The organism is Bradyrhizobium sp. BRP56 (assembly GCF_020194035.1).
Classification (GTDB): domain Bacteria; phylum Pseudomonadota; class Alphaproteobacteria; order Rhizobiales; family Xanthobacteraceae; genus Bradyrhizobium; species Bradyrhizobium australafricanum.
The window spans coordinates 1-23,921 of record NZ_JADYVV010000075.1; the positions used below are offsets into that span (position 1 = coordinate 1).

Below are 23,921 nucleotides of genomic sequence, written 5' to 3' on the forward strand. Positions count from 1 at the left end.
CAGCCGTCGGACACAACTTCCGCCGCATCCTCGCCTGGCTGAGATATCTCTTGTGCCTGTTCCTGGCCCAGCTATGGCGCACGCTCGCCCGGCCAGCCTCGATCAATCCGGCTTCTTAACGGACGACTAATTATGACGAGTTCGCTCCGGCCATCACCCAGAAGAATGCAGCCAATCGCCGGCTTGCGCGCCAGACCCGTTCGCGAAAGCTGCTCACGTAAGCCGAATCCATGGGATAATTCGCGCAAGCGGCCAGGCCGCGTCTTGACGTGGCTGCGATGCGCGCTCCTCTATGCTTAGAGCGCCGAGGCTGCGCGCAGCCAATTGCAACCGACATCCCCGAGGAACGTCACACCATGACCACCGCCACTGAAATCGCCGACGAGATCGCCAAGGCGTACAATCTGCCAAAGGCGCAAGCCAAGGCCATCGTGGACGGTGTCTTCAAGTCTATCGCCGATGCAGCAGCGAGCGACGCTGAAACCAATGTGCCGGGCTTTGGCAAGTTCAAGGTGAAGCACACCCCGGAACGCGAAGGCCGCAATCCCTCGACTGGCGCGACGATCAAGATCGCGGCGGCGAAGAAGCTGACGTTCGCCCCGGCCAAGGCCCTCAAGGATGTGCTGAACGGCTAAAGGCAGGAGCGCAGGCCGGCCCCCTTGTCCGAGGGTTCTCGATGCGAGACGGGCCGTGCCTTGACGTTGAAGGCGAGCGTGCGGATCGGACCGGTCAACTCGTTGTTGCCGGTCTTCCGGAAGATGCTGATGGTCGCCACGGTGTCCTCCATGATCTCTGTTTCCGAGCTCGCACCATCGGCGCTAAAGCCGCGGTTAGCGCAGGCTCGATGATGAAGGCTTGGTGCCAGTCTGGATGCCTGGAGCGGCCCCACCGTCCTACCGATATCAGCCGCGCGTCAAGCGGTGTTTGGCTGGTCCGCCTGCGGCCATTCCGGTGAGTCGGACGAAGGCCGTGATGCTGACGGCAATGGCCCCGACGACCGAGAAAATCGTCTGCGAGGCGGGTGAAGGTATCGCTATCTGGGCGATTCCACGAGGCCCACCGCGATGCCGCCGTGCAGCGCTTAGTGGCGTCCGGGTCAGGGGATGATTGGAGCGATCTCGTCATCCTGTATAGCTATCAGCTCATCGGGCCCAAGCCGAGCCTTTGCAACTGTTCCTCTTCGATCGGGCAGTTTAGGGTTGCAGCCTTGGCGCCGCAGTCTTTCATGGTCAACTTCCCGGCTGCCAACGGATCGGTGGCCGCAACCGCGCAAGTTACGTGCCTGAATTCCTCTTCGTCGTCGTCGCTGCCTTCCTTGAAGATGGCGACCGTCGGATTGAGAGAGACTAGTCGCCGTCAGTCACGATAGGCGCTGCACAGGTGTGTCTGGTTCAAGCTCTTTTGTTCGAGACTGGACACCGAAGCGCAAGCCTCACCTCCTCGCGGTCCGGAGCGCGTGTTTGCGCCTGTTTTCAAGCAAGCGTTGCCCATCTTTGATGGCACGTCGCTTGCTGGAACACGGTGACCGATCCGCCCGACCGTGGCGGTCTCTCCGTCGTCGGCCCAGGGATTTAGATGAGACTTGCTCGACTGATCAGAATAAGTGCAATTGCCGCGACAACGTGGAGTTGGGGGCGGCCCGAACTTTGCCGGGCGCAACGCCGGAGTCGTTGCCGTCATCCAAATTGGCTGACGCTCAAGACGATCGGATCGACCTACCATTCGGCTCAATTAGTCCCGAGCAGGCCCGAACCAGTGTGGCTGGCTGGAGCTGTCATGCGGCATGCGGAGGATCCTGCAGGGGCAATCTCGGCATCGCCCAAGAGGCAAACGAGGTTTGGCGCCCTGCGAAAGTGGCGGCTGCGGAGAAAGGAGCGAAGGGAGGTCGCGCGAAAGCTTCGTGGCTCGGAGCGAATTCGCCGAGACCACCTCCGCTTCCAACACGTCTGTGGGGAGCGCATCATTCTCTCGACGAATGCTCGCGCCCGTCGGCGCCGCCGCGCGCACAATGTTCGCACCGACAGCGACATCCTTACGTCGTCGCCGAACGAACAGAACTGCCATCGCACCTTTGCCTTAACGCAAAATCCTAAGGAGCACGAAAGATGAGTACGCCGACCTATTCCGAGGCCCTGGAATTCGCGATCGACCGCTCGTACGACATCAACATTGACATGTTAAGGTCGCGCAATTTGCACCTCGACACGTTTAACGATTACCTGGTCGGCACATATCCCCCCCTTAAGGCCATGGGGGAGATCAATCCAGACATATTGTTGGATCGCATTGCGCCGTCGATTGACCTCTATTTCCACATCCCCTTCTGTCATCAGAACTGCACCTTTTGCCACTTCGGCAAGGAGATCAATCCTCCTCCCCGACGAGTCGAACGCTACTTGGCGGCCCTGGATAAGGAGATGAGTTGGTCAGACGCGGCGCTGGCCGGCAGCGCAATTGAGACAGCCTTCATTGGAGGCGGCACTCCCTCATTCTTGACGAACAATCAGCTCAAAGCATTGTTCGGTATGATTGGGAAGCGCTTTGACTTGTCCAATTCGGAGGTGAGTTTCGAGTTACATCCGTCTCTTGCCAAGCAGGCAGACGCTGCCGATCGCATATCTACTCTCCTTAAAGGCGGCGTAAACCGCTTCGTGCTGGGTGTTCAGACTCTAGATCGAGATATTTTGCGGATACTCAACCGCGGGCATGGTGTGGACGAGGTGATGCAAACCGTAAAGTTGCTGAAGGGGATGGGTGTCGAGAACCTGTCGCTCGACCTGATGTACGGATTGCCGCAGCAGACGCTCCGGAGCTGGTACGGCTCTCTGATCGGCCTCCTCGATATGGAAGTTGAAAAGTTCAATATATTTCCATTGATGTTCAAATCGACCGACCCCATAGCTCGTCACTTGGCGCGCGGACGATATCAATTCGCCGGGGCGAAGGAGCGCGTCATGATGCATTTTATGGCCGAGCATATGCTCACGAGTCTCGGCTACCGCCATGGACCGATTTTCTATTGGACTAAGATGTCGCAACCGCACTCCTTTCAACAAGCCCGAAAATACGATTCCTGGAACGATAATAATCTGGTCCCGTTTGGGGTCAGCGGATTTGGTTTCATGAGCGAGTGTCAGTTCTACAACGAAGTGGATTTGGATCGCTACTTGTCCAGGGTCGAAGCGGGCGAGAAACCGGTGTGGAAAGGCGTCGTCCTATCGCAGGATGATCTCATGCGCAGGACGTTAATGTTCGCCCTGCGAAGCAGCGGCGTGTTGCTCTCCCGCTTCGAACGGGAATTTGGCGTATCCCTTGAAGTATACTTTGCTCGCGAGCTAAGGGCCTTGAAGGAGGCAGGACTCATCTGCATTTCGAAGGATGGCGTCCTTTCGTTAACTGATGCCGGCACTATCAATTCGGGTGCAGTGTCACTGCTGTTCTTCTCGAATAATGTGCTTGAGCAGGTCGCATACAATGACGGTCGGATAGCAGACAAACGAACGGATCTTATCGAAAAACATGATTACTCGCCGGCGGCGAGATACGGCTCAAGTGTTCAGATGAAAGAGGTCTTTCAATGACATCGGTGGTGCGCCCGACTGCGGTCGATAGTGGTTCGCCAGTCGCCCCTGAACGGTCGCCCAACCGTTCGGAGGACATTTTTTCTCATCTAACTGATAGCATTGATCGAAGTGAACGAAAGCGTCCGCTTGGACCAGTGAGCAACTTTACCGTCGAACAACTGCCGCATTGTGTTGCGGAGATCCAACGTAGTGAACGACCAAATGGAGCGATAAAGGCGTTCGGGCGTAGCGTCAACGCAATGATTGGTGAGGCAGACTACAGCGGGCTGCTGTTGAGGCTGCCGCAGTGCGATTTCGAAATAGCCAAAACAGACATCCAGTATCTCGTCAATTGCACTTATCAGATGTCGGCCTTTGCCGGCCTCGATCCTTCTGACGCCGAATTGACCGTGGGAGCGGAATTAAGCCGCCTGGCGAGCTTGACGTGCCAGCGTCAGCCTAGCGTTGGTGTCCTCTCCTACGAAGACATGATCCTTACGAATCCGGTACAGAGCGACCCCCGCCTGTATTGCCTTGGCGCAGTTGGCGTCGAGGAGCGTGATTTTTGCGCCGGCCATCAACTGATCGAGAGCGAATTGCAGTCAGCAATGGATGCGCTGCTCGACTTGCGAGACTTAGGTGGCGCGGATGCTTCTCGATGTCTTACGCAATGCGTGGCGCGGCTTGAGTCCGCACAAGATGTTTTGACGCGTTTCGAGGACCATATGTCGCCAGAACTGTTCAGCCAGTTTCGCGCGTTCTACGGAAAAAATCCTTATAGGAATACGCTTGGTCCAAGCGGCCGTTTCTCGGCTCGCGTTGTCGCGGTCTCGGTTTTGCTGGTCGGCGAAGAGCTATTTCGTCAAAAACCTCAATTTTATTGGGATCTATATCGGCTGTCCGAATACTATCCGCAGACGAGCATTGGCAAGGTGTTCTGTTGGCTGTCGCCAGACAACAGGGATGCATGGCTCAAGCCAGCCTGGCTCGAAGGGAAAGCGGACTTTCCAAGGTCTGCAACCATTTCGCCCGTGGTCGAGCGCGGCGGCCGTGAAATCGAGAGACTACACGAGGCCTGTGTTTGCGCGCTGGACCGATTTACCCGGATGCATCGTCGTGCGGCCCTGAAGCACACGGTTGAGCCAGGTCGACCACTTGTCGGAGTTGAGGCGTCGGAGAGTATTGAGGTCGTGCTTTGCCAGCGGCTATTGACACTGCCTCCGTAGGCCGAGGATTAGTATCTGCTCGGAAGAACCCGGGATCGTGTCGGAGCACCGGCGTCCGATGCCAAAGGATAAAGTATCATAGATGTCTAAGGACGAAGTGATCTTTCGTCGGTTCGCGCCAGCGGACACCGATAATGTCTGGCATCTGCATACAACCGCGTCGCAGGATGTTGGTGTATGTAGTCCGGAAGGGACATGGGGCGATGATCTACGGAATATCGGGGAGGTCTACATCAAGTCAGGCGGCGACTTCATGGTTGCGCATATCGGTTCCGATTTCGCTGCCATGGGTGGCTTGAAACCGCTTGACAATGACGTCGTAGAATTGAAGCGCATGCGGGTCCATCCCTCCTTTCAACGACGGGGGCTTGGAAGACGGATTCTTCGTGAGTTGGAATCGCGAGCCGTTGCGCTGGAATTCAAGCAGATCGTGCTCGACACGACAACGATCCAGGTAGGGGCTCAAAGACTCTATGAGAGCACTGGCTATGTTCGCCGCAGAGAAGGGATACTGGACGGATATGCGGTGATCTTTTACGAGAAGCGGCTCACCGGTCGGGACGAGTTCTCTATGCCAGGTAAGTAAGGCTGGCAGGCGCGCCGGCCCCCAGTGCTATCGACGGCTTCCTAGCGCAATACTATCATTCGGCCCTTTAATTTGCAGTTCAATGTCAAGCAATCCTTCTGGATTCGCCTGCGGCACGACGGTAGCGCTCGCGCCGTTGGCCGGGGTTGTGGAGATGGTGCGAGCGCAGCTGATACATGATCGTCGGCCAAGCATTGCACGCGCCCTGGACCTGCGGATGCCATCGCTGAGATCATGGTCCTTTCCGAGGTCGCGCAGCACCTCATGATGAGGTCCGGGGCGGACGCCTCAACGTCTGCAGCGGAGTACGGTCGAGCCGCCACCAGCCGAATGAATGAACGAGGTCGTCACAAGCACCGTCCCAGCGGGACATCGCTAGTTCGGCGGACCGTACCAGGAGCTGACAAACCGGGTCAGGCTTCCTTCGCCTGACCCCAGTCGAACGATGTGCCATTGACCCAGATGCAGTGAAGAACTATGGCGATCTTCCGCGCAATGGCGACCTTTGCCTTCCTCATGCCGATCCGCTTTGCGAGCTTCATGCCCCAGGCGTTGAGGGAGGACCATTTCTTCGTTCGATAAAGCAGGACGGCCGCGGCTTCAAACAAGTAGGTTCGGGGAAGCCGGCCACCCCATCGAGAGATCTTGCCAATGGTTGCGCCGGGCTGACTGCGCCGCGGTGTAAGGTCCAGATAAGCGCCGACGGCTGATGCCGATCGAAGGTGGGATGGGTCATCAATCGTATGTCGGATCTTTAAGGCCGTCACCACGCCGACACCAGGAACCGTCATCAGGCGGCGTGCGGTCTCGTCCAGTTTTGCCAGTCCGCGGACTTCGTCGTCGATCTTGTGGATCAACAGCAGCGGGGATATCACGCCGAGCAGTGGATGATCGCCACTCAAGATCTCGCGACCTGATACGCCAGCATCATCTGTAACCTGGAAAGGCACCGGATCGTCACCCTGCTGCCGGATCCAAGCCCGGCTCGCCCTCATCCCACGATCGCGATCGCGGCGGGGGATATGGCGAAGCTGCGGCAAAGGCCCTGCCGCACGCGGTTCAGGTCGCAGATCGTTGATGGAGAACGCCAGTCGAGCCTTCCTCGATGCCGTCCACAAATCGATGCGCCAGATCCGCAGCGCAATCGGGGTCACCGTCTCCGAACACCATAGGCAATTACCGCGGCAAAAAGAGAGCCTCGGATTTGTGAGGCTTGCCCTGATATTATTCAGGAATTGCGATTCTTACGGTAGCTGACTTCCCGCCTACGACTGCAGCCTCGAGGTCGTCACGATTGTGCGAGCCTCAACAAAAACACGCATGCTGCCGGGAGGAGTTGGCTGGAACGACATCCTCCACGAGGCGATCGCACGCGTTCTCGACGGCTCGCGCCCCTGGCCGCCAGACGTACCCATTCTTGCGTTTCTGTCGGGTGTCATGCGCAGTATCTGCAACGACCATTGGCGGCGTGCGCGGCTCGAGCAAAGGCTGCTTGTGAGCCGAGATGATCCGGACCAGAGAAGCTGGCCCGGTGACGAGGCCGATGAGGAGCCCGATCCGGAGCGGATCCTGGCCGCCGCCCAGAAGTTGGCCAACGTCTATCGGCTGTTCGAAGCCGATCCCCGGGCGCTGAAGATCATTGCGGGCATGGCCGATGGCCTGACGGCCAGAGAAATCTGCAAGGTCCATGATATGTCCGAGCTCGACTACGACACGACGCGACGGCGGATGCGGCGCACCCTGCTGCGCCATCAACAAAACTGGAGTAAGTGACACGCTAGCACCCCAGTCTCGATCTGGCCCGCCTGCTCGGAGCGCTGAGCGAGGAAATCCTCGCCGCGAGCGATGAGGAGGTACGGCAGACCTCCGCTCTGCAAGGATGGACAATTACCAACACCGCCCTCGACGTCGGAGAGGTGATCAAGGCCGCGCGCGGGGACGAGAGTGGGGGCCTTGCTCGAAATTGTGATCTGAACGAAGATCCGAGCAAACCCGGTGCAAGGCTGCGGCCGACGCGTCGGGGCCGCAGCTCAAATCGCACAATCAGCCGCATTGAGCGAGCCGCAGGCTTCTAGCCGTTAGTGTTTGCGGCAGCGCTTACGCGCCGCCAAACCTCCAGACCGGGATGCCGAGCTTCTTCGCCTTGTCGGCCAGATTGTCCTGGATACCGGTACCGGGGAAGTGAATCACGCCGATGGGTAGCGTCTCCAGCATCGCATCGTTGCGCTTGAACGGCGCGGCCTTGGCATGCTTCGTCCAGTCGGGCTTGAAGGCGATCTGCGGAACCTTGCGATTGCCGGCCCACTTGGCGGCGATCAACTCGGCGCCCTTGGGGGATCCGCCGTGCAGCAACACCATGTCCGCATGCTTGGCGTGCACCTGGTCCAGCTTGGCCCAGATCAACCGGTGATCGTTGAAGTCGAGACCACCGGTCAGCGCGACTTTCGGTCCGGGCGGCATGAGCACCTGATTGTCGGCGCGCTTCTTCGCGACCAGGAAGTCGCGGCTGTCGATCATCGCGGAGGTCAGATTGCGGTGGTTGACCCTCGACCCGTTGCGCGGCCGCCAGACGGAATGGGTGTGGCGTTCGAACTCGTCGGCGGCCTGGTCGCGCATCAGCTCGAAGGCGTTGCGTCGCTCGATCAGTGTTTGACCTTCCGCCGTCAGGCGCTCCAATTCGACGGATTTCACCTCGCTGCCGTCCTGTTCGCGCTGGGAGCGCTGCTGGGCCAGTTCATTGCCGTCGAGCTCTCGTTCGATCCTGTCGCTGGCGCGGTGGAAGACGTTCACCGTCGACCAGAGCAGGTCCTCGAGGTCGGGCTCAAGACGGGTATCGGACAGCTCCACCACGAGGGCATCGAAGATGTCGACGATGCTGCCGGCGAGGACTCGCGCTTCAGGGAGCCGCCGGGGATCGGGCTCATCGTGGAAGGGACGGTAGCCAAAGAGCTGGAGTTCCTGGAGCACTTGGTCGGTTGGGGATGAGCTTTGGTGCGGCTCGAGATCGTCGTCGTGGTCGGTGGTCATTGCGGCTTTCCCTGGTCGGATCGACCGCGCCCATCGCGGCCTCACATGAGAGTTGTTTGGTCAAGGCAAGAATGAGCGGTGGTGAACTCGAGATTATTGTGGAGTACAAATCGGACGCTTGGTGCCGGTGTAGGAGCCATCTTCGCCGTGATTGAACGTACCGATCTGAGCCATTTTCGTTTCTCCTGACTGTTCCTCGAAGCCACCCGATGCGGTCTCGATGGCGGTCGAGAGGCGATGGACGGCCGGCTTGCACCCGGAGGGCCGCAGCACAGCGGAGGACGGCGATAGCCGAGCTTCTTGTCTCGCGAGGAAGGCGTGGCACACGCCGGGGAAGAAGGTCGGCGAAGCCGTTGCTGGCATAGGCCGGACAGCGCCAGACCAGCCAAGAGAGAGGCCGCACGGTGGCTTCGTCGGCAAGTCTGCCGAGAACGACGCTGGCATTGGGCGCACCTCGATATCGTCGGCGCTGCCCCTTACCGGCCTGCTTCCCGCTCTCGAACCCAAGGTCTGAGCCGATCTGCTGATCCGCGCCAATGCACGTATCAACCTCACATCCGGTCGCCGCGCATGCGGCCGCACCAAAATCCCGCCTACGGCGGCAAAGGCTCAAGAGGACGAGACCATTCTTCGTGACGGCGTGCGAGCCAAGCCGCGATCCGGTCGTCCACCCTGGTTCCGGGCGAGCTGATTAGGCCCGGACCGAACTGGGAAGCGATGTTGTCATGGCCGAACGATGGCGCCTTCGATCACAACTCCGGCGCTAACGTATTTCCACAGAGCCACGATGAGCTTGCGCGCCAATGCCGTGATCATGACTTTCTTGAAGCGGCCGCCATTCTGGGCGACACGCTCGTTGAACCATCGGCTGAGCGCCGAGCCGGGCTGATGACGCAACCAAAGCCAAGCCATCTCCAGCAGTGTGGAGCGCAGGCGCGTGTTTCCGGACTTTCCGATTCCTTGATCCCGGTCGAACTGGCGCTTCATATGCTGCGGGAGATCTCGTCCATCACCGGTTCGCACAGCCTCGAACCGCTCGCGCCGACCACGCCGGAGTGGATCGTAATCGGTGACGCCCTGCGAGAAGAGAAGGCCCTTGATTCGGTTGCTATGCTGGATTCGCTCCTGCATCAGCACCATGCGTTCGCGTGTTATGCGGCGACGGTCCTCGTCGTCGGGCGAGGGCACACGCAGCATCGAGCAAACACGCGGCTCGCCTCGCTCAAAGGCCAGCAAGGCTCGGATGAGGGTCTCTCCATCCAGCCGGTCTGTCTTGATCCGGCGACGACGCCGCGAAACTGCGATCGAGGCGGCGTCAACAATATGGCTCTCGTGCCCTTGGGCCTGCAGAACCCGATGGACCCAAAAGCCGTCGAGTCCAGCTTCTTGAATGACGATGATGGGATAGGATTGGTCGGTTCTGTCCAATGCCTTCTGCTTCAGTCGGGCGAGACGTTCCAAAAGCCCCGCAATGTCACCACCCATCACTGTGTGACGTGACAGCTTCTCCCCCGTTCCCGGCACCAGCGATGTGACGAGCCAAGTCTTCCGGCTCAATTCGACAGAGACGAAGATTGCGTTCAGTACTTTGTTCGTCGTCTTGTTAGCATCTCCATTTAATTTCATCTGATCGCTCCCTTTTCGACGATTGGCAATGCCGATCGTATCGAAACGGACCGCCGTCGCCACTCATAGGATCTTCATGGCGACGAAAGCGGCGGGCGGAACGGACTTGCACCCGCAGCGCAGCGGAGGGCCGGAGCGTTAGCGGAGGAACGAAGGGGGCCGACTATTTTGCCTCGCGATGTAAAGGCGGCTCTGCCGCCGACGGAAAATAGTCGGTCCACGAGGTTGCCGGTCCGGGCCGCTTGCCGCCCGATCGCCCTCTCGGAAGGCCGTGGGGCGGTCCTCTCCGGCGCCGAGGGGAAGCAGGACCACCGGCCTCGCGATAACGAAGCGGCTGCGTCGCACCTCATCCCCGTTCCGGCTATGCCGCCAGCTCGATAAAGCGCGCGACGTCCTGCGCCGCGATCTGCACGCGGCTCGCGGCCCGAAGGGCGTCAAATCCGAGCAGACGAAGATCCTCGTTGAAGTCGCCAAGCCGTGGCGAGATCACGATCGCCTCGATCCCGGCCTCCTGCGCCCGATCGATCAAGGTCGCCATGGCGCCGTCACCGGCAGGATCGTCATCGCGGGCGATGTAGAGCCGGCGGAGCGTGTCCGGGAGAAGGATGGCTGAGAGATGCGCCGCCGATAGGGCCGCGACCATCGGCATGGTCGGCAGCACGCTGCGGAGCGACAGCATCGTCTCGATGCCCTCGCCGGCCGCCATGACCTCACCCGCTAGGCCAAATCGAACGGCGTGACCAAGCAGGTCGCCCATCGCCCGTTTCGGCGTGTCGATCAGCGCCTTGCCGAGCGTCGTCTCGCTGAAGCCTCCGGGGTCAAGCCAGGTGCGATGCGCGCCGGTCAGGTGGCCGCGGAGATCGGTGACGGCGGCGATCATCGCCGGCCAGGTCTCGGTCGCGCTGTGGTCGTCGGGCCTGTAGTAGCAACGTGGGTGAAAGCGCAGACTTCCGGTTTCGTGCAAAGCCGTAATGCCGCGATTGCGGAGATACGCTTCTACGAGTGTGCCTGCGATCGACTGAGACACGCCGAAGAGCCGCCGCGCCGCCTCTGGCGATCCGAGGGGCGCGGGCGACGTTCTCGACCGGAGGCGATTTGGCGCAGGCTCCGGTTCTGGACGCGGCAGGCTCAGAAAGCGTCGTGCCTCATTGGCGACGTCGCGAAAGTTCGTGAAACAGCAGCTCTCGCGGATCACGTCGAGGAGATCGCCATGCTCGGCCGAGGCAGCATCTCGCCAATGCCCAGCGGCGCCGGGTCCGGATTCCGGTCCGCTGAGCCGGACGAACATCGACCGGCCGGGCGTATTGCGGACGTCGCCCACCGTCCAATATCGGCCCTGGCGCCGCCCGTTGGACAGGTAATGGCGGCACACGGCCTCGGCGTCACGCGCAAGACGGCGGGCCAGTTCGGAGGCGTTGTCGCGGGCCATCAGGCGGCCTCCCGCTCGCCGATGCGCACGATCGGATAGTGGTCGAGCACCTTTGCCAACACGGCGGCGCCGGTCGCATCTGATGGCACGAACATGCGCAGCTTCCACGAGATGATTTCGCTGAAGAGGCCGTATGCGCGCAACCGGTCACGCATCACATCTGTAAAGCCGGACAGTTCGAAGCGATGGGCGCCCATCACGCGGACACGACGGAGCTGCAGATCCTCGGCGAGCTCAAGGACGGTGCGCCCCTCCATCAGCGCCGAGAAGGCTTCGTTCGGGGTCAAGCTGCAGGTCGCGGTCATGCAAGCGCTCGCGGCCCAAGCTGGCGAGACCCTGCGACCGATGATGCGCTCGCCAGCATCGGTCTGGAGCCGATAGACGCGCGTCGACTCGTTCGGCAACCGCTTCCAGATCGGCAGCAGCAGACCTGCGACGATGTGGAGCGTGCTCTCAGCGAACTCGGGAACGTCGACGACTTCGCCGTTCCATGCCGCGGCGAATGTCTCGCGATCCGTAGGCTGCCAGTGGCTCTCGTCCATCATCTTCATCGAAGCATGATGGTGCTCCATCGGACGAATCAGCCGCACCCGACTTTCGATCTCGCCGTCATCGAGCATGAAGCTCGGCGCCGGAATCTGCACCGCGGCGCGACCCGAGCGCTCGTTGACCAGCAGCACCGCCCGAGCATCGGCGAGATAATCGAGCGCTTGATCCAGCGTCATGGGACGGTTGCGCCGGCGTTCGGTGATCGTGAGCAGCCGGGTTTCCGCGCCGGTCGCAGGGTGCGTGTAGATCGGATGCCGACCGGTGACGACGAAGCTGTCGGCCTGTAGCGTCTCCAGGCCAATGTCGTAGACGCCGCTAGCAATGGCGCCTTCGACCTTGGCGTTCAGCAATTGCTCGAAGGCCGTGAACAGCAAAGCTTGCAGGCCTATCGTGAGCGCGAGCAGCCGGTTCAGGAACGTCGTGATCGGCGGTAGCTCGTCCTTGATGCCGTTTTCGTCGACGAGCTTCAGGCCCGTGGCGTCCTCGAACATCTCGAGCGAGCAGCCTTCGACCTTGCCGCGCACGAGCAGCAGGTAGAGCTGGCGCAGCGCATCGCGGGCGTAGTGGCTCTCGAGATTGTCCTCAGGCCGAAACAGGCCTTGGCCGCCGGTCTGGCGCTGGCCGCGCGTGATGGCACCCAGCGTGTCGAGCCGGCGCGCGATGGTCGAGAGGAAGCGCTTTTCCGCCTTCACGTCGGTCGCAATGGGGCGGAATAGAGGCGGCTGCGCCTGGTTGGTGCGGTTCGTTCGGCCGAGACCCTGGATCGCGGCATCGGCCTTCCAGCCCGGCTCGAGCAAATAATGGACCCGAAGCCGGCGATTCCGCGCCGAGAGTTCGGCATGGTAGCTGCGGCCTGTGCCGCCAGCCTCCGAGAAGACACGCACGCGCTTCAGGTCATCCATGAAGGCGGCGGTCTCTGCGAGATTGGCGGAAGCTGCACGGTTCTCGACGGTAAGGCGGTCACATCTGCGCACCACGCGCCGCGAACGGCCGGTCACTTCCGCCACGAGGTCCGTGCCGAAGCGCTGCACGATCTGGTCGAGCGCGCCGGGAACAGGCGGAAGCGACGCGAGCCGCTCGATCAGCTCATTGCGGCGGGCGACGGCCTCGCGGCTCTCGACCGGCTGGCCGTCGCGGAAGACGGGCCGCGACGAGAGATTGCCCTCGGTGTCGGTGAAGGGCTCATAGGCCTGCACCGGGAAGGAATGGGCGAGGTAATCCAGCACGTATTCGCGGGGCGTGATGTCCACGCGCACGTCGTTCCATTCCTCAGGTGGAATCTCGGCGAGCCGACGCTCCATCAGCGCCTCGCCGGTCGATACGATCTGGATCACCGCGGCATGGCCCTCGGCCAAGTCCCGCTCGATGGAGCGGACCAGGGTCGGCGTCTTCATGCTGGTGAGCAGATGACCGAAGAATCGCTGCTTGGCCGATTCGAAGGCCGAGCGCGCGGCCGACTTCGCCTGGCGGTTGAGCGTGCCGTTCTCACCGGTAATGTTGGCGGCCTCCATTGCCGCGTCGAGGTGATTGTGGATGACGCTGAAGGCAGCGGCGTAGGCATCATAGATCCGGCGCTGCTCGTCGGAGAGCTGGTGCTCGACCAGTTCATACTCGACGCCGTCGTAGGAAAGCGAGCGGGCGGTGTAGAGACCGAGCGAACGAAGATCGCGAGAGAGCACCTCCATCGCAGCGACCCCGCCCTCCTCGATCGCCTCGACGAACTCGGCGCGGGTGGCGAACGGAAAATCCTCGCCGCCCCACAGCCCGAGGCGCTGGGCGTAGGCGAGATTGTGGACGGTGGTGGCGCCGGTCGCCGAGACATAGACGACGCGGGCATTGGGCAGCGCATGCTGAAGACGCAAGCCTGCACGCCCCTGCTGCGAGGGCGCGACATCGCCCCGCTCGCCCTTGCCGCCACCGGCATTCTGCATGGCATGGCTCTCGTCGAAAATGATGACGCCGTCGAAGTCGGAGCCCAACCATTGAACAATCTGCCGGACGCGCGAAAGCTTCTCGCCGCGGTCGTCGGACCGCAGCGTAGGTTAAAAATAGGACGCCCTCGGCCAACCGGATGTCGTACCCTTGAGGGAAGCGCGAGAGCGGCGTGACCAACAGACGCTCCATGCCGAGCGCCGACCAGTCGCGCTGCGCGTCCTCGAGCAGCTTGTCGGACTTAGAGATCCAGACCGCCTTGCACCGGCCCTGGAGCCAGTTGTCGAGAATGATGCCGGCGGACTGGCGACCCTTGCCGGCGCCGGTCCCGTCACCGAGCATGAAGCCGCGACGGAAGCGGACGGCGTTCGGTGCGTCGTCGCGGGCGGCCGCGACGAGGTCGAAGGTCTCGTCTACCGTCCAGGCGCCAGCGAGATAGTTACCATGCGCCTCGCCAGCATAGATGACCGTCTCAAGCTGGGCGTCGGACAGAATGCCATCGCTGACGAGGTTTGCCGGCAGCCGTGGCCGATAGCTCGGCTTCGGCGGCGCGACCGAGGCCATCGCGGCCGACTGCACCAGCTTGGTCGGATGCGCCTGCGCACCGTGGATCCGGATCGATTGGAGCCGGTATTCTTCGTAGATGGCGTCGCTGAGGCGCGCGCCCTCGGGCGGCGCCCAATCTGTCGCCTCATAAGCGAGGTCGACGGCTTCGGGATCGGCGACCGACGCCTTAACCGGCTGTGCAGCGGCGCTCGCGAGATAGCCGCGCACGGTGCGACGCGCCGGCGAGGCTGACACGGGAAGCACACCGGTCGATGCGACGCTCAGACGAGGTGGAACGTGTTCGCCGATCCAGCGGAGCAGTGTCGCAACGTCGGGCGCCATTCCCGGCGACGCCGGGAACGCGCTCGGATCCGCGGCAGGCACTTTGTCGATGACGGTGAGACGCGTCTCGATCGTGGTGCCGTGCTTGGCATAGACCGCGCCGGCGATCGCCGCAGTGAACACCACGCGGCCGCGTTCCTGCAGTCGGGCGAAGGCGTCATGCCAGGCTGAGGCTTCGGGTGAGACGTTTGCGCCTGATATCGTGACCAGCCGGCCGCCATCGGCGAGACGCGCCAGGGCCGAGGCGATGTGACGGTACGCGGTGTCGGCCATCCGGCCCGAAACGTTTGCCATCGCCGAGAACGGCGGGTTCATCAGCACGAAACTCGGGACCACCGTGGGATCGAGGTGGTCGTCGATTTGGGCCGCGTCGAAGCGCGTGACGGAAACGGCCGGAAAGAGAGAAGAAAGTAACACGGCCCGGGTCTTGGCCAGTTCGTTCAGCACAAGCCCGCTGCCGGCAATCTCGGCGAGGATGGCGAGCAGCCCGGTGCCGGCGGACGGCTCCAGCACGCGATCCGCCGCAGTAATGGCGGCCGCAGTCAGCGCAGCCAGGCCGAGCGGAATCGGGGTCGAGAATTGCTGGAAGATTTCGCTCTCGGCAGAGCGGCGCGTGTGGGTCGGCAGAAGCCTTGCGATCTTTTCCAAAGCGGAAAGTCGTGAAGCCGCAGAATCAGCTTTGCGGAAGAGCGCCTTTCCGTATTTGCGTAAGAACAGGACGGTGGCGACCTCACAAGTGTCATAGGCCATCTTCCAGTCCCAGGCGCCCGTCGCATCGGATGCGCCGGAGGCCACTTCCATTGCGGCGCGGAGAAGCGCGGCGTCGATGCGTCGGCCACGCTCGAGATGCGGAAGGAGATGACTCGCGGCAGCGATGATGATACTGGCGCTCTCGGGAGCGCGAACAGGCGAGATCGGAGCGGCCGGGTCGGCCGCGATCGGGGAATGGTCATTCATGGAGGAAGCCTTCAGGAGAGCGGGAATGGGCGAGCCGATCGGCGCTCTCTCTGACCGCGCCGGCTCAAACCCGTCCCGGCCGTCCTCTCCCTCTCAGCATCAAGGCGGTGCCCGACATGAGAAACGGCGCCCCACCGGGTTGGCGGCGCGCCGTGTACAAAGCGTTCGTCAGTATCCGAACTGCCAGGACGGCTACGCCTGGCCTTCGTCAGCGGCGCCCGCTTCCGCGAGGTAGCTCGCATCGCCTTCGACGACGGTGACGGCGTATTTCGTCACGACGCAGCTCCTTCGATCGGATCATTTTCGCCCGCGAGAATGGCCTCGGCCTTCGCGATGGCGGCGTCTGCCCGCCGGCGCCAAAGCTCGACATCCATTGAGCCTTCCTCCGGAACGTGGATGAGTATTTTGAGCAGACCGAGCAGCAACTCGAAATGGCCGGCCTTGCGCTGGACCTGCTCGCCGAAACGTGAGGGAAACGCCAGGCGTGGGCCGCTATAGGCAGCGTCGCGGCCTTCCCAGGCACCGGTAACATAGGTATCGCCAGACGTTTCAACGTCCGACCTGTTGTCGTCCCAGCCCTCGTCGGCGATCGCAAGATCGCAGGCTTGGTCGAGCGTTTCGGCTTCGTAGGTTCGCTGCCGATAGATCGGCAAATGATAGGTCGTCTCGATGGTGAAGAAGGGCACGATAGCCTCCAGAATGCAAAAGCCCGGCTCGCGCCAGGCTTTGGTGTGAATGGCAGTGAAAAGACGCGGGACGGCCGAAGCCGCCCCGCGTGCTCGAGCTATTCGGCCGCGATCATGCGCGACTCGTCTGCTTCATCGGCCGGAGTTTCCTCGTCGTCGCCGGCGAGGAATTCCGGCAGCGCCTCGCCATCGCCCTCGGGCTCCGCAGCATCGACAGCCGCCGCCAATTGGGCGTCGGGCATCCGCAGGGGCTCGGGCAGCCAGCCGGCCTCGGCGAGGAGGCGCTCGGCCTCCTTGGCCATGTCGCCCTTCTTCAGATGATCGATGAGCTGCGCGGCCCGCTCGCCGGCCCCCTCCCGCACCGCTTCCAGGATGCGGAGCTTCGGGACGCGGCCGAGATAGTTCTCGACGGTCGGGCGCCAACCGGACTCCACCATGTCGAGGTCGACGGCCCGGGCGATGCGATCGGCCTCAGTGATCCGGTGCTCGACGGTGTGCGGCGTGATGCCGCCGCCGTAGCGGTCGCCCTTCTCGTAGAGCGCGTTGATGCCGAATGAGGCGCAGTGCGCGAAGAGCGCCGCCTGCTCGTCGCCGGTGAGGCCGGTCAGCCAATCCCAGAGTTCGGTCTTCTCCTTGGGCAGGCGCTCCTCCCACGTCTTGTGGCGCGCGTCGATCGCCTTGGCCGCTGGCGTGTCCTTCAGCCCTTGCGCTTGCACCGGGAAGCTGACGCTGCGCACCGAGACCTCCATCGCCGTCCCGTAGGAGGAATAGCGGGAGAAGACGTCGAGGCAGAATTTGTGCAGCACCGCCTGGAAGGCGACCGAAGGCGTGATCGCCAGCCTGTCGCGCAGCGCCAAAGTCCGCTCCGCCGTGAGCTCGGTCAGCAGGCGATCGGGGAGCGGCTTCACCGCATCATCATCCTCATCCTCTGCCTCCGCGAGCTGCCCGCCGATGGTGATGACGGCGCGCTGGATTCCCGGCGCTGATGGTTCGGCGCCGTCGAAGGTCGCGGCAGCGGGTTCGCCATCGCTGCCCTGCTCTGGCTCGGCCACGGGTAGCTCGTCCTCAGGGCGGACGTAACCGCGATCAACCAAGAGCGTGCCTTCGGCGTCGATGCCGACGAACACACCCGCGCGGGCGATGTCGGCAAGCTGATAGTTGATGGGTCGATCGTCAAAGACGGCGAGAGCCGTCTCGATTTCGCCAAGTCGCTGGTCAACCTCGTCGGGCAGCTCATCCGCGCCGTCATGCTCGGCTTCCAGCCTGGCAAATTCGGCCTTGAGCGCCTCGATGGTCGCCTGCTCTTCGGCGGTGAGACCGGCGGATACGCTGTCCAGCTCGCGCAAGCCACGCGTGTGGCCGTAGGGGAAGTCGATCGCGACCTCGATCCACTTCCAACCTTCGGCAGCGATCGTTTCTGCCTCCGCCTTCAACTTCTCGGCGACCAGGCGGTCGAGCAGAGCGACGTCCTCGAGCCAACCGCCGTCGTCGGACTGGAACAGGTCGCGCAGCACCACACCGCCAGCCGCCTCGTAGGCGTCGAGGCCGACAAACACGGCCCTCCGGTCGGAGGCGCGCGCCGTCTTCTCCGTCAGCATGCGGCGGATCTGATAGGGCTCCTTCTGCCAGGAGCCGGAGATGGCCTGCCAGACCTGTTCCTGGCGTCCATGATCCGCGGTGACGGTGAAGGCCATCAACTGCTCAAGCGACATGCCGTCCTCGGCATAGATGTCGAGCAACGCGGGCGAGACCGAGGCCAGGCGCAAGCGCTGCTTCACCACATTGACCGAGGTGAAGAAGACCGCAATCGCGATTGCATTGACCTGGAGTTCCACGCGTCAGGCACGCGCGCTCCTGGATGCGGCGATCGAAGCCGGACAGGAGAATGCTCGGTTCGTCGGCAACGTCATGAACGCGATGGACACGTTGCGCCATTTCGGCAGTCACTCCTGGATCAACGAGTGCTTTATGATAAGGGCGCGGGAGGTGCGTGATAACTGGCGAGCCTACGTGTTGCAACGACTGGCCTACATCGCCGTGCTCGGCCTTGCCGTCGCGCTGCAATTTGCGGTCACGCTTCTCCTTCTTATACCTGAATATCACGCCGGCGCGATCACCATTGGCGATATGGTGCTATTCAATACGCTTCTGCTTCAGCTCAATATGCCCTTTGAGACGGTCGCGAGGGCGATCTCTGACGTGGCGCGGTCGCGAGCCGACCTCATCCCTCTAGGTAGACTGTGGGCCGCACCAGAAGAGCGGCAAGCATCTCATGCTCACGATTTCAAGCCCTCCGCTGACCAGCTCTCTTTCGAGAGCATTGGTTATGCCTACGACAACGGTCGCGGCGTTACCGACGTCTCGTTTAAGGCCGGGCGCGGCGGGATTACTTTTCTTGTCGGTGAAACCGGATCGGGGAAGTCCACGATCTTTAAGCTCGCCCTGAAATCGATTGAGCCCGACTACGGCCGAATTCTCGTCGATGGAACGGATATAGCGAGCGTCGATCGCGCGGATTGGTATGCCGCAGTTGCTCTCGTGCCGCAGGAGGTGATGTTGCTCAATGAGCCGCTAGCTGACAACATTTTGTTAGGACGGCCCCGCGACGAGGTACGCCTTCGCGATGCGTCGAAAGAAGCCGCTATTCTCCCGTTGATTGAGGCGCTACCGGAAGGATTTGAAACAACCGTTGGAGAACGCGGCTTGAAGCTTTCCGGCGGGGAGCGACAGCGCGTTGCTATTGCCCGCGCGCTCTATGGACAGCCGGCGATCCTTCTTCTCGACGAGGCTAGCTCCGCGCTCGACGAACGAACCGAACGGGACGTTATGGACCATATACGCACGCTAGCTGAGGATGTGACTGTGCTAGCGATCACTCATCGGAGAGGTGTCATCTCCACGAGCGACGTCGTGGTCGATCTGACCGACTGCGCCTTGTCAGTGACTTAGACGAAGAGTGCCGCAGCCGTTTCGTAAGACGCCCAGTTTCAGGCACCCGGCATGCCCACGAGCACGACCGGCCGCTCGCCGTGCGCTGTCGGATGCGATCATTGTTGTCGTAGTGAATCTGTCTGTAGATTTCAGCGACAAACTCGCCGAGGGAAGAGAAGCGGACCGGAATCGCGAGGTCGATCTTGAATTTGTCGTAGAAACTCTCCCGGTACCCATTCTCCCAGTGACGGTCTTTCTTCGAGCGGGAGATGGCGATATTGAGCGACACAAGGAAGGCGCGGGCGGCTTTCGCGTTGTACTCGGCACCGTTGTCGGGGCGGAAGATCGCGGGACGGCCGTGCGCAAGGAGCGCATTGCCGAGAGCGGGTCGCGCAAGAATTCCTCGATCTGCCGCCGGAGCGCATGAGCGCATGGTCGCGCTCCGGCATCTTGCGTTTGTAGTACAGCGCAGGGGCTGAAACGGCGAGCGATTGCGCGCGCCTCGCGTGCGGCCACGCCGGCGTCTCTCATCTCTTTTTGGGCCTCGTTAAGCTTCAGGGTGACGAGGCGGACCATCCTCAGGAGCTCGTCGTTCTCCCCTCGGAGCTTGGCAATCTCCATGACGGAACGGCCACTTGATACCGTGCCCGCGATTAAAGAACGGGCCACTCATCGAGCTAGGCTCGAAAGGTGAAGCAGTAAAGAACGCGCAAAGGGCGTTGATTGAGCGTAAGCACGATTTTCCTCGCACGTTGACGCGCGGGCTTTTGACGGATGGCGTTCGTATCTGGCGATACTGGGCTGTTCAGGCCGTGGCGGCTTTGGGGCTCAGCCGGCAACCTGATATTGCCGCACCGGATGGCGGACCATCGCATCGATATCGATGCCGTCAAGGATCGAGTGCAATTGCTCGGTCGTCAGCGTGACGACCGCCTCTTGGCGGCGCGGCCATCGGAACTTGTCCTCGGTTAGCCGCTTCAGGACCAGCACAAAGCCGGACCGATCGAAGAACAGCAGCTTCATCCGGTCGCAACGGCGATTGCAGAACGCAAAAACCGCAAGAGCGAACGGATCGAGCGCCATCGTCTCCTGGACCAGAACCGCAAGGCTGTTGATGCCAGCCCGGAAGTCGATCGGCTCACGGTGCAGATAGACCTGAAGCTCACCGCCCAGTCTGAACATGGCCCAGTGCTCCGATGATCGCCGTCATGCATCCACATCGCCGCATTCCAGCGCAAGCTTCACGCCGTTCGGCAGGGACGCGCTCACTTGGGCTAGATTTGGTCTCTCAGGAGGTTGTCCATCTGGTCTGAACCGAGGAAGCTGAGGTTGCGAAGCTTCAGTGTTCCAAGGCAGATGAACGTCCACAAGAATGCGCCTTTGACGCTCAAAGGTCGAGAGGCGATGGTGCGAGGCGTGGTCGAGGGCGGGCTGAGCCAGGCTGATGCGGCAAATCAGTTCAACACGACACCGAAAACCGTGGCCAAATGGGTCAAGCGGTTCCGCGCAGAAGGCGTGGATGGTTTGCGCGACCGCTCGTCGCGACCTCGTTCATCGCCGAGCCAAACCCCGCCGGCCACGTGCGCCGCCGTCGAGACGTTGCGCCGGCAGCGCCACACCGGCAAGCAGATTGCTGCCGAGGTCGAGGTGTCACCGGCCACCGTCAGCCGTATCCTTCGCCGCTTGGGATTAAGCCGGATACGCGATCTGGAGCCCGCCGAGCCGGTGCGCCGGTACGAGCGCGAGCACCCCGGCGAGCTCATCCATATCGACATCAAGAAGCTCGGCAGGTTCGTAAGACCAGGCCACCGCATCACACACGATCGCCAGAAAGGCGAAGCCGCGGCGCCGGCCACGAGTTCGTCCACGTGGCCATCGACGATGCATCGCGCTTGGCCTTCTCCCAGATCCGGCGGGATCAGAAAAAGGAGAGCGCCATCGCCTTCCTCAAGGAGGCCGTCACTTACTACCGCAGCCTCGGCATGAAGGTCACCGGCATCATGACCGACAACGGCTCCTGCTACCGCGCCAAGGCCTTCGCCAGAGCGTGCAGGAAGCTCGGCCTCAAGCACATCTTCACCAGACCCTACAGACCGCAAACAAACGGCAAGGCCGAACGCTTCATCCAGACAGTGCTGCGCGAATGGGCCTACGCTCGCGCCTATGACACCTCAGACCAGCGCGCCAAAAACCTGCCAATCTGGCTTCATCACTACAACTGGCATCGCCCGCACGGCAGCCTGCAGGCCAAACCACCCATCAGCCGCCTCGGCCTCCCGAAGGACGACCTGTTGAGATTCCACAGCTAGAGAACAAAAAGCTGTAGTCCCCTTGGGTTCCGACCCGCGCACTTCATCGCAAGTCGCCGGCAAATCAACCGTCGCCACGCTGTCTTGTCGCGACAGGGCTCGATCGGCGGTCTCCTCAAGCTGAACCCGGATGAACGCCGATGGTGAAGATGGCGGCAGAGACCTGGTCGCGGTGTGCTTCTTGATCCACTTCCGAAGCAGGTTCGCGTTGACCCCGTGTTCGAGCGCAAGTCTCGATACCGAAACCCCAGGCTCAAGACAGGTCGCGACAAGACGCTCCTTCGATGCCGCCTCGTAGCGCCGGCGACCGTTCCGGCCAACAAGCCTCACTCGCAATTTCTGATCATCGTCTGCCATCACAAGGTGCCCACCTATTTTGGTGGACACCTCATGCATCAGAGTACTCAAAAGCAAAAGGTGGAGGGAAATTCGCGCTTACTGTCGATCAGCATGCTTCGACGCAGCAAGTATTTTTTCGCCGCTCTACGCCCGCTTCCTACGACGCCTGAATACTTGTTGAACTAACCCGTTTCCTGCCTTTTCTATCCATCCCCGTTGCTGATCGCTTGCCGCGATTGGTACTCGACGGGGGACGATCGTGGCGGGCACTTCACTCCATTCGGAAGCCTTCTCGCGTGGCGCGCGCATGCTGCGCACCGCGCTTGGTCCCGCGATCGCCACCTTCCTGGAAGACCCCTCGATCGTCGAGGTGATGCTCAACCCCGATGGTCGGCTCTGGGTCGACCGGCTGTCCGGCGGGCTGGAGGATAGCGGACGAACGATGTCCGCCGCCGACGGCGAGCGGATCGTGCGCCTGGTCGCGCACCATGTCGGCGCTGAGGTGCATGCCGAAAAGCCCCGCGTCTCGGCCGAGCTTCCCGAGACGGGGGAGAGGTTCGAGGGGCTTCTCCCGCCTGTCGTTGCGGCGCCGGCCTTTGCGATCCGCAAGCCTGCGGTGGCTGTTTTCACCCTGGATGACTACGCGGCGGCCGGCATCATGACGGCCGGGCAGGCGGGCATGCTCCGCGAAGCCGTCGCGGCCCGCAAGAACATCCTGGTCGCCGGCGGCACGTCGACCGGCAAGACCACCCTGACAAACGCGCTGCTGGCGGAGATCGCCGGCACCACCGATCGCGTGGTCCTGATCGAGGACACGCGTGAACTGCAGTGCCGCGCGCCGAATCTGGTCGCGCTGCGCACCAAGGACGGCGTGGCGTCCCTGTCGGATCTGGTTCGGTCTTCCCTCCGCCTACGCCCCGACCGGATTCCGATCGGCGAGGTACGGGGCAGCGAAGCCCTGGAGCTCCTCAAAGCCTGGGGCACGGGCCACCCCGGTGGGATCGGAACGATTCACGCCGGCACGGCTCTGGGCGCGCTTCGCCGCCTCGAGCAGCTCATCCAGGAAGCCGTCCTCACTGTTCCCAAGGCGCTGATCGCCGAGACCATCGATCTCGTCGCGGTTCTGCGCGGCCGCGGCAGCGAACGCCGCCTCGCTGAACTTGCTCTCGTCGCCGGCCTCGATCCCGCCACCGGCGACTACCGCGTCAACTCTGCCGCGGCGGGCGGCCCATCCTCACTTCCCGGAGACCCCTCATGATCCAGTTTCCTCCCGCGATCCGTCGCGTGCGACTCCGCTTCACGGGCCTCGCCGCAATTGCCGTCATCTCCATTGCAATCGCGCCCGCGGCCTACGCCTCCGGCTCGTCGATGCCGTGGGAGACGCCGCTCAATCAGATCCTGGAGTCGGTGCAAGGGCCGGTCGCGAAGATCATGTCGGTCATCATCATCACCGTGACCGGCCTGACGCTTGCGTTCGGCGATAGTTCCGGTGGCTTCCGCCGGCTGATCCAGATTGTCTTCGGTCTGTCGATCGCCTTCGCCGCGTCGAGCTTCTTCCTGACCTTCTTCAGCTTCTCCGGCGGAGCGCTGGTGTGATGGCCGGCATCATCGATCTAGACGTGCCGGGCTTCTTCGCGCCGGTTCATCGCGCGCTCACCGAGGCAATCCTGATGGGCGGCGCGCCCCGCACGGTTGCGATCGCCAACGGCACGTTGGCCGCGGCAATAGCGCTCGGCCTCCACCTCTGGATCCCCGGCGCGCTGATTTGGGCCGTGGGCCATGCCGCGGCGGTCTGGGCGGCCAAGCGCGACCCGCAGTTCGTGGACGTCGTTCGACGCCACCTCCGCTATCCTTCTTACCTCGGCGTGTGAGA

General features: G+C 62.2%; 18 protein-coding genes and 5 pseudogenes. 12 read left to right on the forward strand and 11 right to left on the reverse strand.

All coding sequences use genetic code 11. The features are described from left to right. Window positions 1-356: 356 nt before the first annotated feature. Window positions 357-635, forward strand: coding sequence for an HU family DNA-binding protein (locus tag I6F38_RS36020; RefSeq protein ID WP_011091019.1), 279 nt, complete (start codon window positions 357-359; stop codon window positions 633-635). On the opposite strand, the gene I6F38_RS36025 is transcribed toward I6F38_RS36020, so the two are convergent. Continuing rightward, window positions 632-787 (reverse strand): hypothetical protein, encoded by a 156-nt coding sequence (locus I6F38_RS36025; RefSeq protein ID WP_018646329.1) that lies wholly within the window; start codon window positions 785-787, stop codon window positions 632-634. The two genes, I6F38_RS36020 and I6F38_RS36025, sit on opposite strands and share 4 nt — an antisense overlap. Before the next feature lie 1,318 nt (window positions 788-2,105). On the opposite strand from I6F38_RS36025, the gene I6F38_RS36030 reads away from it, so the two are divergent. From I6F38_RS36030 to I6F38_RS36040, 3 genes are all read left to right on the forward strand, one after another. Then, window positions 2,106-3,581, forward strand: a complete 1,476-nt coding sequence (locus I6F38_RS36030; protein WP_016842696.1) for a coproporphyrinogen-III oxidase family protein — start codon at window positions 2,106-2,108, stop codon at window positions 3,579-3,581. Beyond that, window positions 3,578-4,789, forward strand: coding sequence for a hypothetical protein (locus I6F38_RS36035; RefSeq protein ID WP_011091015.1), 1,212 nt, complete (start codon window positions 3,578-3,580; stop codon window positions 4,787-4,789). The genes I6F38_RS36030 and I6F38_RS36035 overlap by 4 nt, the downstream gene beginning before the upstream one ends. An 82-nt stretch (window positions 4,790-4,871) precedes the next feature. Next, the gene (locus I6F38_RS36040) at window positions 4,872-5,375 is read left to right on the forward strand and encodes a GNAT family N-acetyltransferase (protein WP_011091014.1); all 504 of its coding nucleotides are present in this window, start codon (window positions 4,872-4,874) and stop codon (window positions 5,373-5,375) included. 413 nt (window positions 5,376-5,788) lie between these two features. On the opposite strand, the gene I6F38_RS44305 is transcribed toward I6F38_RS36040, so the two are convergent. Then, complete coding sequence (locus tag I6F38_RS44305; RefSeq protein WP_011091013.1) at window positions 5,789-6,370, reverse strand: IS110 family transposase; 582 nt, start codon at window positions 6,368-6,370, stop codon at window positions 5,789-5,791. On the opposite strand from I6F38_RS44305, the pseudogene I6F38_RS36050 reads away from it, so the two are divergent. Together I6F38_RS36050 and I6F38_RS36055 are read left to right on the forward strand one after the other, a co-directional pair. After that, window positions 6,293-6,524, forward strand: a pseudogene (locus I6F38_RS36050) (ISL3 family transposase); the annotation flags it as partial. The gene I6F38_RS44305 and the pseudogene I6F38_RS36050 overlap by 78 nt on opposite strands. Before the next feature lie 171 nt (window positions 6,525-6,695). Further along, on the forward strand, window positions 6,696-7,148 hold the full coding sequence (locus I6F38_RS36055) for a hypothetical protein (RefSeq protein WP_018646330.1): 453 nt from the start codon (window positions 6,696-6,698) through the stop codon (window positions 7,146-7,148). Window positions 7,149-7,472: 324 nt separating this feature from the next. On the opposite strand, the gene I6F38_RS36060 is transcribed toward I6F38_RS36055, so the two are convergent. The 6 genes and pseudogenes from I6F38_RS36060 to I6F38_RS36085 form a co-directional block, all read right to left on the reverse strand. Continuing rightward, on the reverse strand, window positions 7,473-8,402 hold the full coding sequence (locus I6F38_RS36060; RefSeq protein ID WP_011091010.1) for a DUF2493 domain-containing protein: 930 nt from the start codon (window positions 8,400-8,402) through the stop codon (window positions 7,473-7,475). A 723-nt stretch (window positions 8,403-9,125) separates the two neighbouring features. Beyond that, entirely contained in the window at window positions 9,126-10,028 is a 903-nt protein-coding gene (locus I6F38_RS36065) for a transposase (protein ID WP_018646331.1), read from the reverse strand. A gap of 361 nt (window positions 10,029-10,389) precedes the next feature. Then, window positions 10,390-11,457, reverse strand: coding sequence for a toprim domain-containing protein (locus tag I6F38_RS36070; protein ID WP_011091007.1), 1,068 nt, complete (start codon window positions 11,455-11,457; stop codon window positions 10,390-10,392). Further along, window positions 11,457-15,783: pseudogene (locus tag I6F38_RS36075) on the reverse strand (strawberry notch-like NTP hydrolase domain-containing protein). The gene I6F38_RS36070 and the pseudogene I6F38_RS36075 overlap by 1 nt, the downstream one beginning before the upstream one ends. A gap of 272 nt (window positions 15,784-16,055) precedes the next feature. Then, a complete protein-coding gene (locus I6F38_RS36080; protein ID WP_011091004.1) occupies window positions 16,056-16,469 on the reverse strand; it encodes a hypothetical protein in 414 nt (137 codons plus the stop codon). Window positions 16,470-16,567: 98 nt separating this feature from the next. After that, the gene (locus tag I6F38_RS36085) at window positions 16,568-18,304 is read right to left on the reverse strand and encodes a hypothetical protein (RefSeq protein ID WP_011091003.1); all 1,737 of its coding nucleotides are present in this window, start codon (window positions 18,302-18,304) and stop codon (window positions 16,568-16,570) included. Here I6F38_RS36085 and I6F38_RS36090 point away from each other — a divergent pair. Both I6F38_RS36090 and I6F38_RS36095 read left to right on the forward strand, forming a co-directional pair. Further along, the gene (locus tag I6F38_RS36090; RefSeq protein ID WP_223153799.1) at window positions 18,261-19,418 is read left to right on the forward strand and encodes an ABC transporter ATP-binding protein; all 1,158 of its coding nucleotides are present in this window, start codon (window positions 18,261-18,263) and stop codon (window positions 19,416-19,418) included. The two genes, I6F38_RS36085 and I6F38_RS36090, sit on opposite strands and share 44 nt — an antisense overlap. Window positions 19,419-19,530: 112 nt before the next feature. Continuing rightward, the gene (locus I6F38_RS36095; protein WP_016847010.1) at window positions 19,531-19,827 is read left to right on the forward strand and encodes a hypothetical protein; all 297 of its coding nucleotides are present in this window, start codon (window positions 19,531-19,533) and stop codon (window positions 19,825-19,827) included. Window positions 19,828-20,228: 401 nt separating this feature from the next. On the opposite strand, the gene tnpB is transcribed toward I6F38_RS36095, so the two are convergent. Beyond that, the gene (gene tnpB, locus I6F38_RS36100; RefSeq protein ID WP_011091000.1) at window positions 20,229-20,582 is read right to left on the reverse strand and encodes an IS66 family insertion sequence element accessory protein TnpB; all 354 of its coding nucleotides are present in this window, start codon (window positions 20,580-20,582) and stop codon (window positions 20,229-20,231) included. After that, a pseudogene (locus tag I6F38_RS36105) lies at window positions 20,563-20,678 on the reverse strand (IS66 family insertion sequence element accessory protein TnpB); the annotation flags it as partial. The gene tnpB and the pseudogene I6F38_RS36105, both read right to left, overlap by 20 nt. Window positions 20,679-20,756: 78 nt before the next feature. Between I6F38_RS36105 and I6F38_RS36110 the strand changes: the two are divergent. Continuing rightward, window positions 20,757-21,709, forward strand: a pseudogene (locus tag I6F38_RS36110) (IS481 family transposase). Window positions 21,710-21,826: 117 nt separating this feature from the next. Here the strand turns inward: I6F38_RS36110 and I6F38_RS36115 are convergent. After that, a pseudogene (locus I6F38_RS36115) lies at window positions 21,827-22,066 on the reverse strand (transposase); the annotation flags it as partial. A 289-nt stretch (window positions 22,067-22,355) separates the two neighbouring features. Between I6F38_RS36115 and trbB the strand changes: the two are divergent. The 3 genes from trbB to I6F38_RS36130 are packed head-to-tail and all read left to right on the forward strand — an operon-like array spanning window position 22,356 to window position 23,919. Then, window positions 22,356-23,306: a P-type conjugative transfer ATPase TrbB gene (gene trbB / locus I6F38_RS36120; protein ID WP_049801881.1), complete on the forward strand. Its 951-nt coding sequence runs from the start codon at window positions 22,356-22,358 to the stop codon at window positions 23,304-23,306. Then, a complete protein-coding gene (locus I6F38_RS36125; protein ID WP_011090995.1) occupies window positions 23,303-23,644 on the forward strand; it encodes a TrbC/VirB2 family protein in 342 nt (113 codons plus the stop codon). Before trbB ends, I6F38_RS36125 begins: the two co-directional genes overlap by 4 nt. Continuing rightward, a complete protein-coding gene (locus I6F38_RS36130; RefSeq protein WP_026312513.1) occupies window positions 23,644-23,919 on the forward strand; it encodes a VirB3 family type IV secretion system protein in 276 nt (91 codons plus the stop codon). Before I6F38_RS36125 ends, I6F38_RS36130 begins: the two co-directional genes overlap by 1 nt. The last annotated feature ends 2 nt before the right edge of the window (window positions 23,920-23,921 follow it).